Genomic DNA, 17,862 nt, shown 5'->3' on the forward strand with positions numbered 1-17,862 from the left:
ATCAGGGACGATCGACCATCGCCACGAAGGCAGCCGACAGGGAGTTGGAATGGTCTTGGTACAAACCCGCTTCGGCGGGTTTTTTATTGCCTGCGATTTGTGAAGCGTCATGAACGACTGATCAAAATATGTACGCCTTCCTCCTCCCACGCATCACTTGTCACATTCCCACGGCATGTTGGATGCAGGAACAGGGCTGCAACGGCCTCGTATAGCCAAAGGCTTACACGCCCTAGGGGTAGTTGGCTATTTTTGTCCAACAACAAGAGCCGTAATATTGGATCCAACAAGTGGTGAGCAGGGAGCTCACCAGGATCAAGGATGATCGACCATCGCCTAGGAGGCGTCCGACAGGAAGTCGGGATGGTCTTGGGAAAACCCGCTTCGGCGGGTTTTTTGTTGCCTGTCGAAAACGCCCCCGCTATCGACGGCTCGCCTTCCTCTCGCGCAGCATGGCCCTGCGACTCTCGATATGGCGCTTACGCGCATCCCTGAGCTTGTACTCTTCACGTAACACCTTGCGCTGAGCGCGATTGAACACAAACTGCTCACGCAACTCCCGGTGACGCTTGCTGTTCAACGACAAAAAGCCAAGCAACGGAAACAGCACGCCCAGCATCGAACTGATCACATCGACACGCCGATCAGGCAAAGCCCAGGTCACCAGCACCGCTGCCAGACAGATTGCCAGCAAAGCCACCAACACCCACATCCCCCACAGCCGCCCTCTTGCCAGCAAAATGCCCCCGGCTGACATGATCACACTGGTGCCCATCATGAGCTTGAAGGCATCCATGGAAGCATCGCGGTCATGAGCAAACCAGGCCTGCGTGATGATGCTTGTCGTGATGGCCAGCGAAAAAATGCACATGAAAATGGAAAACATGAACATCGGAAAGTAGCGGGCGCGAAAGGTGTACGGGGCGTAGAAATACATCAGCTTTGGGTCGAGGGGGCCTGGCTTGTTGCGGGATTGTTTGCCCAATTTCGGTCTTCCTTGATGGGGTCATGACCTGTCCTGCAGAACGAACTGCGTGGAGCCTATTTCAACCGCAACTGGACACGGTCCGGGATTCTTTTTGCAGGGGCTTTTGTCAGCATGGCATCACGGTAAATGGCGTAGTGAGATTTGGCATCGACGCATGCGAACGGCCCGAAAAATTGGTAGGTATAACGATAACAGCTCTCAGAAAATAAGGGGGAGCGAACTATTGACGATTAACATCGGCTATCCTTTTTATTCTGCATTTCTTCAGCTCAGCTACCTCATGCAAAGCAAGCACCTGATTCAACATAAAAAACGCAGCAATTATCGAAAGTCTTCATCGCTTTTATTAATCGAATGGATACCCTTATCGGCCTTTCGGTTGATAAATGCATACCCGCCCTCATTACACGTACGCCTCAATACCACTTTTTTGCCCTTCAACACAGTCAGATAACTCACAAATGCCTGCGACAACAGATACGTATATTGCCCATTTTTGAATTTGATAATGTTTTTATTAACACTACCCTCTGAGGCATCCACAAGGGAAAAAAGATTTTTTGGTGAAACCTTCTCATCAGGATAATACATTTCTATATTGTCAGCCGTACCGTAGCGATATTGAACGTATCCAGCGGTGGGACTGGTGTTGTTAGATGCACATATTGATACGATCTTATCCCCCGGCAAAGGGCAACTGAAGTAGATATCTTCATCTGCCGCGCACAGTGTTAAGCCTAGACTTTCTGGATCACTTGGAGCGGCGCATACCGAGGTCATGAATAGGAAAAGCGATGCTAATTGATACACTATTTTGCCAGGGAAATTCTTCACGCCCATTTCACTTTATGCTCCAAACATTGACGACATAATAAAATAACAAACAAACTTATTTTCCTCAGCCTTCGCTTTTGGAGCATTCAAGTTCGTATATCGTATAATTTGAGACAGGAATGACGCAAGCTTAAGACTCATCTTTAATCGGCGTCAAGGGTGTAACATACAAATCAAAATTGATACCGCCGCTCGAGAGGAAAATATTTTTCGTCTTCGCAAAATCAAAATCAAAATCAAAATCAAAATCAACCAGCAACGATTTCGAACCCGAACTACAAATATTTTTTCAGATACGACATGCCTAGATTTACTGGGGTCTAAAATCTGGATAACCAGACAGAGCGAAACGAATTCTTTTGTAATTAACACATAAGCTCGCAACTGGAAATTCCCTGCAATAGCTCATTTGAAATCCTCGGCACTTTTAAGCACGTTCTCAATACCCTCTCTAGCCTCTCTAGCCTCTCTAGCCTCTCTAGCCTCTCTAGCCTCTCTAGCCTCTCAGCTTATGACTTTATTTCCGCCCTTATCACATAATTTCCTCAGAACCACTTTTCCGTTTTTTATCACAGTTAAATTACTCGCTGTCATCTGTGAGACAAGGTAGGTACAGCTTCCACCCTTGAACTTGATAATATCTTCACTCACGCTTCCTTCGGAAGCATTCACCACAAAAATTCTTTTCTTGGGTGGAATCTTTTCCTGGGGGAAAGTCATCTCAATATCGTTTGGAGTGCCATATCTATACTGAACGTATCCAGTATAAGGACTGATGTTACCGGAAGCACAGATAGAAACTATTTTCTCATCCGGAAAAGGACAACTAAAATAAATTTTCTCGCCAATGCTACATAAGGTTGTTTCTGTTTTTTCCTCATCCGCTTGCGCCCAAGGCGTGCAAAGCATTGAACAAAAAACAAAGTTAATGGTAGTGACTTTAGACCTGATCATAGAACCCGCGCATTCATGCAGATTATTCTGCCAGCTTCTTAAATTGGTTTTCCACACTACGAAGCAAGCTAAAATAATAAGTAGCCCTTAACCGTCAGCCATTCTTGCGATTACTCTTTCTGGAATGTTTATTTTCTTCCCAGCTGCCAATATAAGTTTGTAGTATCTCTTATAATTTTCTGTTGCTTCAATTTTCTTACTCATTCCCCAATAGGCATCCGCCAAATTTAGGTAAGTGACTTTTCTATCTGAATTACCTTTTGCTGCCCAATGGAGGCTACCACAGGCGGATGCAGGTGTCCTATTGACGGACTATCAACAGCCCAACATTTTGGAATGCTTAGCCCAATAAAAAAGCATTACCTCCTAATCCTTTAGATGCCTTCAACAATCTTTTAATTTTGTATATACCTTCCCCCCCAGCGCTCACCTTGTTTCTTTGGTCTTTATTAATGCTTTCTCGCTATCACTTTAAATCATAACGATCCATTACCCGGCTAGGTATTTTTTTTTGCTTACCCTGCTTGGTCATAATAGAAACGTAAATATTGTAGTTTTTTTGTGCAGCTTGCTTTTCGCCTTCTGACCAATAGGCATCTGCAAGATTCAGATATGCAACCACTCTTTCGGGATTGTTATCAATTACTTTCTCAAGTAGCCAGATTGCATCACTATTGAAATTGGCCTGTTGCCAAAAATAGGCTATATCATTAAGCACCTGCTGATCATTTTTTGAATAACCATACTTATTCAAGTAAGGCTCCATGAAAGCTTTTTTCGGAAATTCGGCGAATTTGGTTTTTTCTTTATATAACCGGGAAGTAGCATTTTTAAACTCAGTTAAAAATTGCTCTTTATATTTCTTACCAAAATCTGCGGCGATTTTTTCTTTATCCATGCATGTTTCAGACAGACACGATTCTGCCGAATCTTGCTTCATCAATGAATAGCAATAAGGCGCCCCAGCAGATGCATTACTTGGTATCTTTTCAAGAAAAACAAGCCTACTAGAATGTGACTGCACTGCACTGCAAAAAGGAACGACCCCGAAAGTATCAGGCACACCTTGCTTATTTTTAATTAAATCCACTGAACTTGTTACTTTGCTCGCATCAAGAGACTTAACATTTCCACTCGAGTTTATAATCCAAAAGCGGTTTTCCTGTGCAGTGCAGTCACACTCACAGCTTAGCACATACTCTCCACTCAACATGTTCCATCTCGAAGTAGCAATCTCGCCATCGTCACAATAATTTTTTTCAAGTTGAATAGAACACAAGCTACTATCTGGATCACATACTATTTTATCTGCGTCGGCGCATGCAGAAGAGACAAACGTAAAAACAACGGCAAATAACAATTTATTAGAAATCACAGACGTGCCCTTCGATTATCATATTGTAGTTCGTATTCGTACGCGCAGAACTTTCGCCACTCATACTTACGGGATATGTCTGCCCCGTGATAATACCCATGCGCCTACTAAAAGCGTCAGCGCGATATTTCGTGGCCGCTTTTTCTGCTCTTTTTCTACATACGAAAATTAATAGTTCTTTTTGGCTAGTTATATTAGCACTAGGGAATTCGGACCTGATAAGCTCTTCAGCTTTAGCCAGATTATTTTGCTGAACACATAGATCGTACAAGGCGCAGTACGTTCGTAACTCTACCTTCTCCATCAAATTCGGTGAAAGTTCACGCATTAATTTCACACAGGAAACTATATTACTATTGTACTTCGCCGCATGATTAAGTTGTATTTTCTGAAAAGCCTCAACTTCTCCTATTTTTTTGAACGCAGACTTCCAACCGGCTCTGTTACTGGCGATAATACCAACAGCCCAGTTCATCTGATCTGCCTTGTTGGCGGAGGTCAGAGAGTTCAACAATGCCTGAAAATTCATATTCGCCCCAAAGCAGCTATCGAACACTGCTTGGTTTGCCGCTCTCATTTCTAGCAATACCGGCCCTAGAGTTCCTTGGCCAAAGTTCCATTGTATCACCCCAAATGACATACCCTGCCCGTCAAAATTGTCAGCCAACGCCTCATAATCAAGCTTACTCTTGCCTTCGTATCCCGACGAAACGAGTAGCGCGATCTCTTTAGCTTTATCTAAAGGAATGCAGCTGACTGAAAGAAGATTGTTTACAAAAGCAATCGGATGTAAATGCCATAAAACGCCTTCGTTAAAGGGCGCAGACTGTGATACGACATCTTTCCAAAAAATCAAACCATCAATGCGCTTTTTTTCATGTTCCAATACACTTGGACTATCTTTTAACAAATCTGTCAAGCGGCTCCACTTCGGACTATCAGCGCTGTCCTTCCACTCTGTAGGATGATAAGCAACCAGGTTCGACCACTGGTCTCTAAGCTCGCTATTTTTGAGTGCCTGCGTAAGATCGTCTGACGTGACTTTTCCGTCGGAATTACCAAATTTATCCAAGCTATCGTAAAGCCCCTTGAAAAAACCCGGTATATCATCAGGGTCTAGAAAGCCGTCAGCATTGGTATTTTGTTCTTTTATAACTCGGAATCCTAACTTTTCCCAATCATGTTGCGTGATCAACTTGGCTTCGCTTTTTTTAATGAGCCCCGTTTTGGTCACATTTTCATCCAGTACAGAAACCTCATACCAATCTACCGTATCTTTAAAAGGGATAGCTTTAGTCAGATCAACCGCATGCTCTTTTTTCAGATCGATCTGGCCGGTTTCAGGGGCCTTCTTATTTAGCTTGGTGTCGGCCGTCAGGTGAATGTATTGCTTGCCCTCCTTCACACCAGCCTTATTCTTCAAAAAATCCTCAATTCTAGGATCAGCCGAAAAGACCTCCACATGCACCTGATGCTTGCTGGAAACCCCACCTGTTGGTCCTGCAATGTTTTCGTTAAGACCCAGATACCCGATTGGATCTCCTGCTTTTATCGCCGTATCCATTGGAACGACGACATCGAAAACGGTAGGCGTCAGCTCTTGCCATTGAACAAAGCGATTGGGGGAGACATCCTCGACGCAAGCCCAGAAAGACGCTGGCACTGGCATGGTATGGCCTTTCAAGCCCGTCGTCGGACCTGAGGTGCTCGGAATGAACGTACACTCAGCCATTCGAACTGTCTTGGTTCCAATCTTGAGATTGAGCACTTTTGCACTATCGAACTCAATCGTACTGTTCGTGCATAAAACAAGGCCCTGACTGGTGCCCTGGGTCGTTGCGGCGCTTATGGGTTGTCCTGCCGGAGCACCATGAGTGAGTGAAGCAGGCGGCTGGCGGAGCGTGAGCCCGCTTGCGGTAACCACCGCTCTGACCTTGCCTTTCCAGTAGCCTGGCTTGGTTCTCTCAGGCGGGACTACTTCTTGCCAACTGGGAGTGCCATCAGATTTGGGGTATGAAGCGCCATTCTGTTTGTAGGCAAACCAGAACTCCTGCCCTTCTGTGCGCCCACCAACTGCACCTTTTATGAGTTTACCTTTCGCATGAACGCGATCAGCGTGTTCTTCCAGAATTTCAATTTCGGCCCCTGCGGAAATAGCCCCGTATTCCTTACAGTCGGTTGCGCCTTTGACATCGCTTCTCGCCCTGAAGCCGCTTGCAATCATCTTGATTCTTGGCGCGGGGATCTCGTCTTGCGGAACAGGATACCGCTCAAAAGGCAACAGATGCATGTACAGGCTGTAGAACGTCAATTCGTTGCTAGTGCCAGGCTGCACTTCAGTGTTAGGCGGTGATTTGTAGTCATGACGCACGAGACAGAACGAATTTGAATATTTCAGGGTTTGGGTTGCCTCAGCACCTGCAAATTCGCTTGTCAGGTAATCCTTGTTCAGGCGGTAGGCGACGACTACACCGTTGCCTATACAGCGTACAGGTTCTTCTCGAACGCATTGCGGCGCGCTCTGATCGCTGATGTGGATGCCACCGTGCCAAAATTTATGGCTTCCCAAAAGATAGTGGCCTGAAGTTTCTTTCTCCAGAGCGGCAAACAGTTCTTCCGCATCCTTGAATGGCGATCCTCCCGCCTTGCGAATAGGAAATTGCCAAGCACCGCCGGCCGCTACAGCTTCGGCAGGCGCGGGGGCTGGTGCAGCGGGGCTGACGCCATCAGGATGGGTCAAGTTCGAAATATCGAAGCCGCGGGGATTAACAGTCGCATGCCCGAGTGCTAGATTTGGCTGGCCTTTAGTGCCGTTTCTCAGCACTTCAAAATGTAAGTGTGCGCCTGTCCCTATACCGGTATTTCCACAAGGACCTACTGTGGCTCCTTTGGCAACGGATGCCCCCAATGCTAGCGGAGACGGCGCACTCATATGCGCATATAGGGTATGAACAATTTCAGTTCCGTTGGCGTGCTCTAGCACTACCAGATTCCCATACCCATTCATAGTGCCTTTGTAAACCACCTTTCCTGCGCCAGCGGCGGGGATAGATGTGCCAGCAGGAGCGCCCCAATCTTCGCCTCTGTGCGGACGGACCTGTCCGGTAACAGGGTGAGTGCGGGTAGGGTTCCATTCGCTTGTATAATGAAAAGCTGCACCTGGATTGTAGAGTTCCATATTATTACTCACTGTACTCATCACAGTAGAAAACTGAACTTCCCTGTTGTTTTGGGTTCGTTATCAAAATGGGTGACTTACCATCTTTTTGATTCAGCTTGAGATTGGAAAACCTGGCTCTCAACGTAGCCTCAACGGTAGTAGGGCTGTCTTTTAAATAAATAGCATGGACGCTAAACGGCCCTTTGTAAGGTATAGCTATTTGATTTACTGTCAAGCCATAGAACGTATCGTTTACGCAGTAAAAGGCAGCTTCGTCAACCCTGCAAGGCTCAAGCTTTCGTTCAGTAAAATACGCACCGCTGGCTTTTTTCGTTACAGGATCAAGGTAGATATTATTGATCTGACAAGCTTCAATTCCGCGAAATTGCTCTTCCAACGTGGTATTCGAGCATGCGCTTATAGCGATCAGAGCTAAAACAGAAAAAGTCAGCCTTAAGCTTCTCAACGTCGACAGTGAATTAGTGTTAATCATGAGTTTATCCTTATTCAGAAAACACAAAAAAAGCCTTCGGCTCAACCTTCCCGGGCGGCGCATTCACCAACGCCTGATCCATCAAACTTCCCGCCTTGTCCTTATCCACAACCCCCGGCAATACCGGCGGTTTGATGCCGATCCCGGTGCCGTTCCCTGCGGAGCCTCCAGCGTTGACCTTCACGATCGGTCCGACCATGGTGATTCCGCCGGCGTCGAGCTTGATGAAGCTTCCGCCCGCTTTCACGGTGAGTTCCACGCCCGCTTCGATGACGATCTTCTCACCGGCTTTCAGGTGGATCTCGGTGCCTGCACTGGTCAGTTGCGCGGTGCCCAGTTTGACGTGCTGGTTTTGCGCGACGGTCAGGTGGTCGTCCATGCGGACTTCGGTTTTGCGGTCGGCGTAGGTGGTGCGGTGTTCTTCGGCCTTGAGTTCGGTGTAGGTGTTCTTTTCGACGGTGTCGTGGCGTTCGTTGCCGACGCGGATTTTCTGGTCGTGCTCGATATTCTCGTCCCAGTCGCGCTGGGCATGGATGAAGATCTGTTCGGCACCTTTTTTATCTTCGATGCGCAGTTCGTTGTAACCGCCGCCGCCCGGCGAGCTGAGGGTCTTGAACACCGTGCGGGTTTTGTTGGTGGGCAGCGGGTACGGAACCTGGTTTTCCTTGTGGTACAGGCAGCCGGTCACCAGTGGCTGATCCGGGTCGCCCTCAAGGAATGACACCAGGACTTCCATGCCGACGCGCGGGATGCTGATGCCGCCGTAGCGGTCACCCGCCCAACTGCTGGAGACGCGCAGCCAGCAGCTGGTCTTGTCATCGGCAAGGCCTTCGCGGTCCCAGAAGAACTGGACCTTCACCCGCCCATACTGGTCGCAGTGGATTTCTTCGCCCTTGGGGCCGGTGACCACGGCGGTCTGGCTACCGAGCACGCGTGGTTTGGGGTGTTCCAGCGCAGGGCGATAGAAGACGGCCCACGGGGTCGCCAGGAATCGATTGCGATAACCCTGGTGGAAGTCGTCCTTATTGTTGGTGGTGTCGCTGGTGACCGACTCTTCGAGTACTTGCGGCTGTTTGCCCTCATGGAAGATTTCGGTCAGCAGCCACAGGTCGTTCCACTCGGCGCGAGGGTGCTCGGATAGCTGAAGAAAATGCCCGCTCTTGAGCGCGGTCTGATCGCCCCAGCCGTCGGCTTGCTGGTAGTCGGCACGATGACGCTCCAGCGCTCGCTGGCTCAGGAACTTGCCCCGTGCGCGATCAATGAAGCGGCCCGGATAGTCATAGTCCTCCAGGTCCGGCTCGTTGCTTTCGTTGGCGGGTTTGTAAGCGGCTTCAAGTTGCAGTTTCGGTTTCTCGAAGTCGTAGTCGCGTCGGGTCACACGGCCTGTGCGGGTTTCCAGGCGCAGCTTGAAGCCCTTGATGACAGGCACGTCAGCGACCAGACCGCTGCCTTGCACATACGCCGTGGGCTCACCCAGCTTGGGGAAGACGGTCTGGTCATCGCCGAACACCAGTACATGCCCTTCCTGGCTGTGCTGGAAGTGGTAGTGAACACCCTCTTCCTCGCAGAGTCGCTGCACGAAATGCAGGTCGGTTTCATCGTACTGCACGCAGTAATCACGCTCAGGGCACGGCTGGCCGAGCTGGAACTTGTAGCCGTTACCCTTGATGCCGTGCTCTTCCAGGATCAACGCGATGATTTGCTGCGCCGACATCTGTTGATAGATACGCTGGTTGGTACGGTGATGCAGATACTGCAACTGCGGCACCAGAGACAGGGTGTAACGCGTCAGACGCTTGCCCGCGTCCCCCTGGGCTGCGCGGTAGATCTGCCCGTGGATGCCATTACCCTGAGGGTCGAACGCCAGAAACGCCTGCTTGTGCAGAAGCGCTTCCAGATCGATGTCCGGGTTTTCGCTGACCAGTTCCAGGTCGAAACGAAACGGCTGGCTGATACCTTCAGTACCTGTAAACGACAGCACCTGCAGATCGCCCGAAAAGTCTTTGACGGTCAGGCTGAAGTGCGTTTCGTTAGATGGATTGAACATCATTTGCTCCCTGTTCGGTCGTCATCCGTTACACCATGGCATCAAGCGTTGCAGCCTGGACGAAGTGACGGCGAAAGCGTCACGCAGTTGTTTGGCGGTGATCTTGCGATCCCGTGCATCGAATGTCAGTGCCGTCCGCAACGCAGGCCAGCAGTGTTTCGGTAAATTCCCCGGGGCCTTCAGCTCACGCTCAAGACGCTCGTCGCGGGCCTGGGTCGATGGCAGGCGGCGAAACGGATGCTTGCCTCCCGCCAATTCGAAGATCACGCAGGCCACACCGTACACATCGGCACTGGCTGACAGTGCATGGCCTTCCAACAGTTCCGGCGCGGCGTAGCCCGGTGTCCAGGCATTGAAACGGTCGCGACTCAGATGAGGCAATCCCGGCATCACGCCCTCCTCGGCCTGGCCAAGTCCAAAGTCGAACAGGCGCACGCCGTCTTCGCTGAGCATGACGTTGCTGGGTTTCATGTCGCCATGCAGCACACCACGAGCATGGGCGTAGGCCAGTGCATCGAGCAGCGGCAGCGCGATGTCACGCAATTCTTTCCACGGCAGGCCAAGAGGCCGCTCGCAGAGCAGTTTGTCCAGGGTCAGCCCACGCATGAGCTCCATGGTGATGAAAGCCCGCTGGCACTCAGTGTCCACTTCGAACGTGTGCAAGCGCAGCACGTTGTTATGGCGAAGGCGTCGGGTCAGGGCGAACTCGCTGTAAAGCAAGGCACTGGCGTCCGGCGACTCGGCAAATTCTTCGCTGAGGATTTTCAGCGCAACATACGGATCAGGCTCGCCGAACTGTTCGCTCAGCAAGTCCCGTGCACGGTAGACCGCGCCCATGCCACCGGCACCCAGCAGACGCTCGATACGGTAACGCCCCGCCAGCACCTCGGGCATCTCACCGATACTGGCCTTGGTCGGTGCCAGTGCAGGTTCGGCCTTGTGCGACTTGGCAAACGCAAAGTAGGTCAGGTTGTTGTCCTGCTCCTCGTTCACCTGCAGGTCGTCGGTCGGTCGCATGAGTTCAGTCATTTGCGGATCACCACCGCCGTCAGATTATCCCGCGCCGAGCCACGCAAGGCGCCATCGAACAGACGCTCCAGCGCGACTTGGGGTGCGGTCAAACTCAGGGCGCTACCCAGTGCATCACTGCTGAGTCCCTGGTACAGGCCATCGCTGCACAGCAGAAACGCATCACCGGGATACACCTCCAGTTCCAGTACATCCAGGGTCAGTTGTTCTGCTGCACCGACCGCACGCGTCAAGGCATGCGCGGCAGGATGGGCGCGGGCCTGCTCGACGCTCATTTTCTGCTCGTCGATCAGTTGCTGTTGCAGTGAATGGTCCTTGGACAGCTGATACAGACGCTGTCCACGCCACAGATAACAACGGCTATCGCCCGCCCAGATGCAGGCGGCACGATTGCCTTCGACCATCAACGCCACCACGGTGCTACCCATGATGCTGTCATGGTGACCCGCAGTGACCGTCAGCTCCTGACCCAAACGGCGGTTGAGCCAGTGCAGACATTGACGAATGCCTTTGAGGCGCTCGTCAAAGCCTTCCTGCACCGGCAATTCCGCCAGACTGGCGACGATCAACTGGCTGGCGACATCACCACCCTGATGACCGCCCATGCCATCCGCGACCACCCACAGCCCATGCTGTGGGGAGTCCAGAAAAGCGTCTTCGTTGCGCGCCCGAACCTTGCCGGCATCGGTGCGCGCAGCGCTGCGCCAGGGGCTGGCTACCAGCATCAAAGCTGCCCCGGCATACGGAAGCTGCGCAGCGTACCCATGTCGAACGGGTTAGGCGTGCGCTGGCTGGTCAACAGGTAGTTGGCGCGCAGACCACCCACGTCGGCCTTGAGCACCAGGACGTCACGCCCCTTCAGGTATTCGGTCTGCATCAGATCGAACAGGCGGAACAGCGACCATGGGCCGGTGTTCTTTTCGAGACCCAGCGGACGGCCAGCCATTCTGTCGAGTACCAGACTGGTGCGACCGTCTTCGGCATCAGTAGGCCATTTGAACGACACCGGTACGATCGGACCGTGACGGTATTCAATGGTCTTGTCGCCAAACTTGAACTCGGAGCGGCTGACAGCCGGGTCGAGGGTGTAAGGCTCCAGCTTGAACTGCACTTGCGGTTCGGCAGGGTTGTCGGCAAAGAAGCTCTGACGGATCACCAGTGCCGAGGCCATCTGATCGAGGTAGACCTTGGAAACCGGCAAGGTGTAACCATCGACGCTGCGCATGCGGTAGTTGCCCGGATCGCCACTGACGAACGGACGCATGTAGCTGTCGAAGAAGCGATCGGCAATACCCTGAGCCTTGAAGAACTCACGGAAATCGCTGATTGCGACGTCGCTGGCGCTGTGGGCATCGAACGGATAACGCTTGCTGATCGCCTTGCCGTAGAAGCTGTACAGCTCACTCTGGTAGCGCTGGTTCAGGTATTGATAGGCATCGCCCAACACCAGACGCCAGGTGTCTTCTGCCAGCACGTTGAACCACACACCCACCGGACGTGGCAGACGACCGGATGTCGTGCGCAAGTTGCTTAGCGCATCACGCTGACCGCCCATGCGGTTTTTGGCCATTTCGAAAGCAGCCTGATCCGGCGAGCTGGAACGGGCCAGACTTGCCATCTGCAGTTGCAGCTCGTTGAGCGCGGCCAGAGCCGGGGTCAGGTCGGCAGTCGGGCCATTGTTGTCATCCAGCAAGCGATGCAATGGCTCGAAGCGGCTTTGCAGAGACTTTCTGGCGGTATCCGGAAGGTTTTTTGCCAACGCATCGGATGCCTTGCCCGCTGCAGCGGCCGCCAGCTTACCGAGCTTGCCGCCATTCTCCGCCAGTTGGCCTGCTGCATCAGCGGCCTCATCAGCCGTGTCGGCGACCACCGGGAAACGGGTGTTCTCGCGCACTTCAACCAGCATCTGGATGATCGGCGAGTTGGCCGACGTCAGACCTGCCAGTTGCTCGGCGCCTTCGCCGAAGTCATTGATCGCAGGCAGTTGAACCTGGCCTACCGCTTCGCCCCAATAGTTGGCGTAGTCACGGAAGTACAGCTGCTCTAGTTCAACCATCAGACGACGCAGGTCCATGGTGCTCAGGCCAGTGCCCTCACCCAGAACCCAGTTGTCGCTCAGGATATCGGTGACCAGTTTCGTGCCCTGAACAGAGAAGTACTGCTGGTAGCCCTGTTGGGTGTAGAAGCCGGGGATTTTGTAATCGGTGCCGACAAACAGTGCGCCCTGAGGACCAAGGTGCTGGCTCAAGGTGTATTCCGGCAGATTACGGGCCTGCTCGCGCAGCATGCGGTAAACCACAGTCGCCAGGGACTCGCTGCGCAGAATCTGACGCGCCTGAGCCACAAGCGGATCATTCAGCGGGTAGCTGAATGGCTGCTTCAGCAAACGATCAAAATGGGTGTTCAAGCCGTTCTGTACCGCTGTATTGCCGGTATAGCGCTGAGACCACTCGGTGGCGACCCAGTCCTTGAGCCATTGCGCGTCGCGGCGATCCGTCATGTTCAGCATCAGGTATGCACGCAGGCTGTTGAGCAGGCGGTCGCGATCCTTGGTGTTGGCGCGGATCTGGCTTTCCAGCAGGTTCGCTACGCGGGGCAGCAACTGATCATGAAGCTCGCGCTCATAAGCTACCCTGACCACCGGGTTGACCTCTTCGCCCTGATACAGACCAACAAGCTCGTGGTAACTCACGTCGCCTTTTTCGGGAAACACCTGAGTGGCCGCGTAGCTGGTGTCGAGCGTCTTGAGGACCGCCATGGAGTCATCGCGGGCGGTCAGTGCCGAACGCTGCTGCGTCCAGTTCTGGGCCAGATTGCGCAGATTCTCCAGCCGTGAATAGTTTGCAGAGAACCCGCCGGCCCAGAGCACGCCAAACAGCGCCAGAGAAGCAAGTGCACCCACGTACAAGGCACGCTGGCCCCAATGAATACGGCTGCGCTCGCGCTTGTCCAGGCCAGCAAGATCGGCCTCTGGAAAGATGACACGGCTGAGCAGGTGATGGATAAACCGTGACCGGCCGCTGCGCAGGGTTGGCAGCACGCCAGCACTCATGCCCAGATTGGCACCGATACCTGCGGTGGTGGCGTCCATTTCCTCTGTGAGATGCGGTGCGCTGGTCAGGTAGAAACCGCGCAGCTGGCTGACACGCTGGTAGCGGTTGCCAGTGAATGCGAGGTCAACGAACAGACACAGGCGTTCGCCGATCTGCCCCAGTCGATGCGGGAAGTCGAGAATGCGGCCACGGCGTTGGGTATCACGCTCCTGGTGCATGCGCATGATCACCTGACTGTTCAGGCGACGCAGCAACTCCTCGAACTCGGTACGCAGCACTGCGACATCGGTGCCCTTCTGCTCTTTGCGAAAGCTCGTGCCGAGGACCTGATCGCTTTCTTCACGCGTCAGTTGATCGAAGAATTCGTCGAAGCCCAACAGACGGTCGGCTTTGCTCAGAACCAGATAGACAGGCACATCGACGTGCAGTTTCTGATGCACATCCTGCAGGCGCGCACGCACCTGACGAGCCAGTGTTTCCAGGTGCTGCTCGCTGCTGTTCAGCAGGGTTTCCACCGGAATGGTCACCAGCACACCGTTCAGCGGACGATTGCGACGACGTTTGCGCAGCAGATCCAGCAAGGTGCTCCAGGCACTGCCATCGACTTCGGCATCCGGCTGGGTCAGGTAGCGGCCAGCGGTGTCGATGAGCACGCCGTGATCGGCGAAGTACCAGTCACAATGGCGAGTGCCGAGGGTGTCGCGGGTCAGTTTGCGTTCGATCTTGTTGATCGGAAACTCGAGGCCCGAAAAATCCAGCAGACTGGTTTTGCCACTGCCCTGCGGACCAATCAGCAGGTACCACGGCAAATCACTGCGCCAGCGCTCGCTGCGACCGCGATACAGGCTTGAGGTCTTGAGGGTTTTCAACGCGTCCTTGAAGCGCGTTTTCAGCTCTTTCTGCTCTTCGTCGATCTGCTCTTCACGGCGGATACGATCCTGGCCATCTTCGCTTTCTTCGAGGGCTTTCTTGCGAACACCCGCGCGCCAGCTGACGAACACCATCGTCAGGCCCCAGATCAGGAACAGCACGCTGATGGTCAGCAGGCGCGAGGTGGAGCTTTCCCAGAACTTGTAATCATCGACCGCCAGCAGCGGCCCGACGAACCATACCAACAGCGCAACGAACAGCACCAGCAGCAGCGTCCAGACCCATGTCTTGCGCAGGAATGCGCCGACTTTCTTGAAAAAGTTTTTCATCATGCGTCCCTGTTTACGGCTGCGACTGCGGCTGGACCGCGGCCGGATCAAACGGCTGATAAGGTTGCAAAACGGTTTCGCGCTGTTCACCCAGTACCCAGGCGAAGCCGAAATACATCACCGCCAGGCAGACCAGGGTAAACAACACCACCATCCAGGCAGGCACGATGCGCACCAGACTGCGGCGCTGATTGTTCAAACCTTCCCAGTGGGGTGACAGTTCGCGAGGCACGTCGCCGCGCAATTGGCGAATCTGGCGATACAGCGCATCGCGGATGCCTTCAAGCTCGAGCATGCCGCGCGCCTGTACCCGGTACTTGCCCTCGAAGCCGAGCGACAGACACAGGTACATCAACTCCAGCATCGGCAGATGCTTGACCGGGTTTTTCGACAGCCTGTCGAGAAGCTGGAAAAACTTTTCGCCCCCGAAGGTTTCGTTGTGGAAGCTGCTGAGCAGGCTCATCTGCGACCACTCGCTTTCGTTACCCCACGGGGTGGTCACCACTGCCTCGTCCACCACCGTGCACAACACGTAACGGGCGGCCATCACCTGGCTGCTTTCAGCACCGTTGTGCAATGCGCGGACTTCAAACAGCTTCAGGCCGGCAGTCAGTCGCTCGTTGAGCGCGTACATGTCTTCGCGGGTGTCGCTGTGCTTGAGGCGTACCACTTCCGACAGCAGATCGGAGGCAGCCGCGACCAGCGAATTGAGGCTGATGTTGAAGGCCTCGGCCGGGCGCAGACGTGCCGCGTAGATCATGCGTTCTTCCAGTTGCTCGAACCGTGGCGGCGCAGCGAAGTCCGTCAGCGGGCTCGCGGCCGGGCCGTGGCCCTGGCGGTCGAGCAGGACGGTTTTATCGTCCTGGTTGTAATCCGTGTCCTTGCTCATGTCGGTCAGTTCCTGATAGCCCAGAATTTCAGTTCAAGCTCGGCGAATTCGCCGGACACGTGGAACGCGAAGCCGCCGGAGCGCTCGAGTTGTGCCAGGTCTTCGGAACTGAGTTCGAGGATGAAATAGGTTTTGTTGGAGTGGAACGCGATCTGCCGCGGGGCCACCGGTAGCGGTTTGACCTTGATACCTGGCAGATGCAGGTTGACCAGTTGGCGGATACGCTCCACAGGACCGACCTTGAGGTGCGCCGGCAAGCGGTGGCGCAGCTCTTCGGAGTCGCAGTTGGCGCTGGCTGCCAGCACGAACGACGCCGAGCCCAGCAGTTTGTGATCGTGCAGCGGCGATACGATGATGCCGTACTGACGGGCCTGCAGAACCAGCTCGATGGCGTGCTGCTCCAGCACCATGGACAGCACCTGACGGATCGCCTCCATCAGTTTGCGGAAGCTGGCGCCCTGATCGCTGTGCTGATAACGGCTGTCCAGACGCGGTCTCTTGCTGTCACTGGAGAAGGTCGCCAGATCGCCGAGCATGGTGAGCAGCGTGCGATACAACTCTTCAGGGTGTACTTGCTCAAGGCCAAGATAGTGGCGCAGCAGCAACTCGGTGCGGTTGATCAGTTGCAGCATCATGAAGTCACCGACTTCAGCGCCGCCCACCTTGCCGTTGGAGCGAATCCGGTCAGCGATCGTGTCGCCCCGGTGGCTGAGCATGCTGATGACTTCCTTGAGGCAGGACAGCAGGTAGCTGGACGCGTGAGCCTGGATGTAGGTCGGCACAAAATCGGGGTCGAGGCTGATCACGCCATCCGGCGTGGTATCGAGCACTTCGCAGACCTTCAGCTTCACGTAAGCCTGGTCGCTCTGCTGCTGGCCGAGCAGCAGTTTGAAGTCGGGACGACCGCAGCTGACCTGACTCGAAGAGTCATCACCCGCGTTGGAGTCGGACACCTCCGCCTCGTAAGCAGTGTAGCGCGCCAGCACATCGGACTGCTCCGGACGACGCGATTCGATGTGGTTGCCCGTGACCAGCGGCAGTGCGAGATAAATCGGCGTATTACCGGTGTTGGGCGGCACGTCGAGCGCCAGCGGCTCGGTGTTGCCTCCCAGCTCGAACAGGCTGCCGTCCGGCAGAATTCCCGAGGCATTGCTGATGACCAGCTTGCCCATATTGAGAAACTGCAGGTCGATGTCCAGGCTCAGAAAACCCCAGGTATAGCTACCCAGCAACTGGGTACGGGTTTTCATCTGGTGATCGTAATAGCGATCGTTGTGCTGGAAGTGCTGCGGGCGCAGCAACATGCCTTCCTGCCAAATGACTTTATGGGAATTCATGGTCAGTCATCTGCCTTGGCGAGCGGTTCATTAGTGTTGCGAATGCCGTTCTGGTCGAGCGTCAGATCGGCGTCAGTGATCTCTACCGGCGTCACTTGCAGCGTGTAGCGCCATCTGCTGTCCGGCAGGTCCCGATAGGCTGCAAGAACGCCGACGTAGCGGCTGCCTTCCTGCAGGCTGAGCTTGAGCTCGACGGTTTCACCCGGACGCAGTTCCAGTTCCTCGGAGGCAACCATGTCTGGCGCCAGCGATTCCTTCGCGCGTTCATACAGGCTGAAGAAGTCCGCGTTTTCAAACGCCACCGGGTGCTTGAGTTCGAACAGTCGCACTACGACAGGCGACGGGCGACCATTCAGATCCGGGTTCACCTGATCGCTGGCGGTCAGCTTCAGGTTGAGTTTGGTGACGTGTGAATACGGCGACAACGTAGAGCAGCCAGCCAGCACCACCAGGGCGGTCAGCGCAGCCAGCATGTTGAAGAAAGCAGTCGAGCGGCGAGACATG

13 protein-coding genes are annotated in these 17,862 nt (G+C 53.8%); all 13 read right to left on the minus strand.

Features of this window, described 5'->3' with window-relative positions; translation table 11 throughout:
- Positions 1–421: 421 nt before the first annotated feature.
- Positions 422–985 carry a CCDC174 family protein gene (locus QRN20_RS23665; protein ID WP_088236267.1) on the minus strand — a complete coding sequence of 188 codons (564 nt, stop codon included), beginning with the start codon at positions 983–985 and terminating at the stop codon, positions 422–424.
- Positions 986–1,309: 324 nt separating this feature from the next.
- On the minus strand, positions 1,310–1,828 hold the full coding sequence (locus tag QRN20_RS23670) for a hypothetical protein (RefSeq protein WP_122413274.1): 519 nt from the start codon (positions 1,826–1,828) through the stop codon (positions 1,310–1,312).
- A gap of 498 nt (positions 1,829–2,326) precedes the next feature.
- Complete coding sequence (locus QRN20_RS23675; protein ID WP_122543893.1) at positions 2,327–2,776, minus strand: hypothetical protein; 450 nt, start codon at positions 2,774–2,776, stop codon at positions 2,327–2,329.
- A 466-nt stretch (positions 2,777–3,242) separates the two neighbouring features.
- The gene (locus QRN20_RS23680) at positions 3,243–4,151 is read right to left on the minus strand and encodes a tetratricopeptide repeat protein (RefSeq protein WP_063625678.1); all 909 of its coding nucleotides are present in this window, start codon (positions 4,149–4,151) and stop codon (positions 3,243–3,245) included.
- The gene (locus QRN20_RS23685; RefSeq protein WP_163005852.1) at positions 4,141–7,329 is read right to left on the minus strand and encodes a M23 family metallopeptidase; all 3,189 of its coding nucleotides are present in this window, start codon (positions 7,327–7,329) and stop codon (positions 4,141–4,143) included. The genes QRN20_RS23680 and QRN20_RS23685 overlap by 11 nt, the downstream gene beginning before the upstream one ends.
- 4 nt (positions 7,330–7,333) lie before the next feature.
- On the minus strand, positions 7,334–7,804 hold the full coding sequence (locus QRN20_RS23690; protein WP_058431373.1) for a hypothetical protein: 471 nt from the start codon (positions 7,802–7,804) through the stop codon (positions 7,334–7,336).
- Between the two features lie 10 nt (positions 7,805–7,814).
- The gene (locus QRN20_RS23695; RefSeq protein WP_122413278.1) at positions 7,815–9,851 is read right to left on the minus strand and encodes a type VI secretion system Vgr family protein; all 2,037 of its coding nucleotides are present in this window, start codon (positions 9,849–9,851) and stop codon (positions 7,815–7,817) included.
- Between the two features lie 21 nt (positions 9,852–9,872).
- A complete protein-coding gene (locus QRN20_RS23700) occupies positions 9,873–10,880 on the minus strand; it encodes a serine/threonine-protein kinase (protein ID WP_058431374.1) in 1,008 nt (335 codons plus the stop codon).
- Complete coding sequence (locus QRN20_RS23705; protein ID WP_004882986.1) at positions 10,877–11,605, minus strand: PP2C family protein-serine/threonine phosphatase; 729 nt, start codon at positions 11,603–11,605, stop codon at positions 10,877–10,879. The genes QRN20_RS23700 and QRN20_RS23705 overlap by 4 nt, the downstream gene beginning before the upstream one ends.
- Positions 11,605–15,132, minus strand: a complete 3,528-nt coding sequence (tssM, locus tag QRN20_RS23710) for a type VI secretion system membrane subunit TssM (protein WP_285361358.1) — start codon at positions 15,130–15,132, stop codon at positions 11,605–11,607. Before tssM ends, QRN20_RS23705 begins: the two co-directional genes overlap by 1 nt.
- Positions 15,133–15,145: 13 nt before the next feature.
- On the minus strand, positions 15,146–16,021 hold the full coding sequence (gene icmH / locus QRN20_RS23715; protein WP_004882984.1) for a type IVB secretion system protein IcmH/DotU: 876 nt from the start codon (positions 16,019–16,021) through the stop codon (positions 15,146–15,148).
- Positions 16,022–16,026: 5 nt separating this feature from the next.
- Positions 16,027–17,358: a type VI secretion system baseplate subunit TssK gene (gene tssK / locus QRN20_RS23720; RefSeq protein WP_004882983.1), complete on the minus strand. Its 1,332-nt coding sequence runs from the start codon at positions 17,356–17,358 to the stop codon at positions 16,027–16,029.
- Positions 17,359–17,360: 2 nt separating this feature from the next.
- Entirely contained in the window at positions 17,361–17,861 is a 501-nt protein-coding gene (gene tssJ / locus QRN20_RS23725; RefSeq protein ID WP_004882982.1) for a type VI secretion system lipoprotein TssJ, read from the minus strand.
- Position 17,862: the final 1 nt, after the last annotated feature.

The sequence above is a fragment of the Pseudomonas sp. fls2-241-TYG-175 genome, from assembly GCF_030209155.1.
Lineage (GTDB): Bacteria > Pseudomonadota > Gammaproteobacteria > Pseudomonadales > Pseudomonadaceae > Aquipseudomonas > Aquipseudomonas viridiflava.

Excerpts from the sequence above, each read along its gene's own strand:
- QRN20_RS23695 (WP_122413278.1), bottom strand. The coding sequence starts at position 9,851 with ATGTTCAATCCATCTAACGAAACGCACTTCAGCCTGACCGTCAAAGAC.
- QRN20_RS23675 (WP_122543893.1), bottom strand. The coding sequence starts at position 2,776 with ATGATCAGGTCTAAAGTCACTACCATTAACTTTGTTTTTTGTTCAATG.
- tssK (WP_004882983.1), bottom strand. The coding sequence starts at position 17,358 with ATGAATTCCCATAAAGTCATTTGGCAGGAAGGCATGTTGCTGCGCCCG.
- tssJ (WP_004882982.1), bottom strand. The coding sequence starts at position 17,861 with ATGTCTCGCCGCTCGACTGCTTTCTTCAACATGCTGGCTGCGCTGACC.
- QRN20_RS23700 (WP_058431374.1), bottom strand. The coding sequence starts at position 10,880 with ATGACTGAACTCATGCGACCGACCGACGACCTGCAGGTGAACGAGGAG.
- tssM (WP_285361358.1), bottom strand. The coding sequence starts at position 15,132 with ATGAAAAACTTTTTCAAGAAAGTCGGCGCATTCCTGCGCAAGACATGG.
- QRN20_RS23705 (WP_004882986.1), bottom strand. The coding sequence starts at position 11,605 with ATGCTGGTAGCCAGCCCCTGGCGCAGCGCTGCGCGCACCGATGCCGGC.
- QRN20_RS23685 (WP_163005852.1), bottom strand. The coding sequence starts at position 7,329 with ATGGAACTCTACAATCCAGGTGCAGCTTTTCATTATACAAGCGAATGG.
- QRN20_RS23670 (WP_122413274.1), bottom strand. The coding sequence starts at position 1,828 with ATGGGCGTGAAGAATTTCCCTGGCAAAATAGTGTATCAATTAGCATCG.
- icmH (WP_004882984.1), bottom strand. The coding sequence starts at position 16,021 with ATGAGCAAGGACACGGATTACAACCAGGACGATAAAACCGTCCTGCTC.
- QRN20_RS23690 (WP_058431373.1), bottom strand. The coding sequence starts at position 7,804 with ATGATTAACACTAATTCACTGTCGACGTTGAGAAGCTTAAGGCTGACT.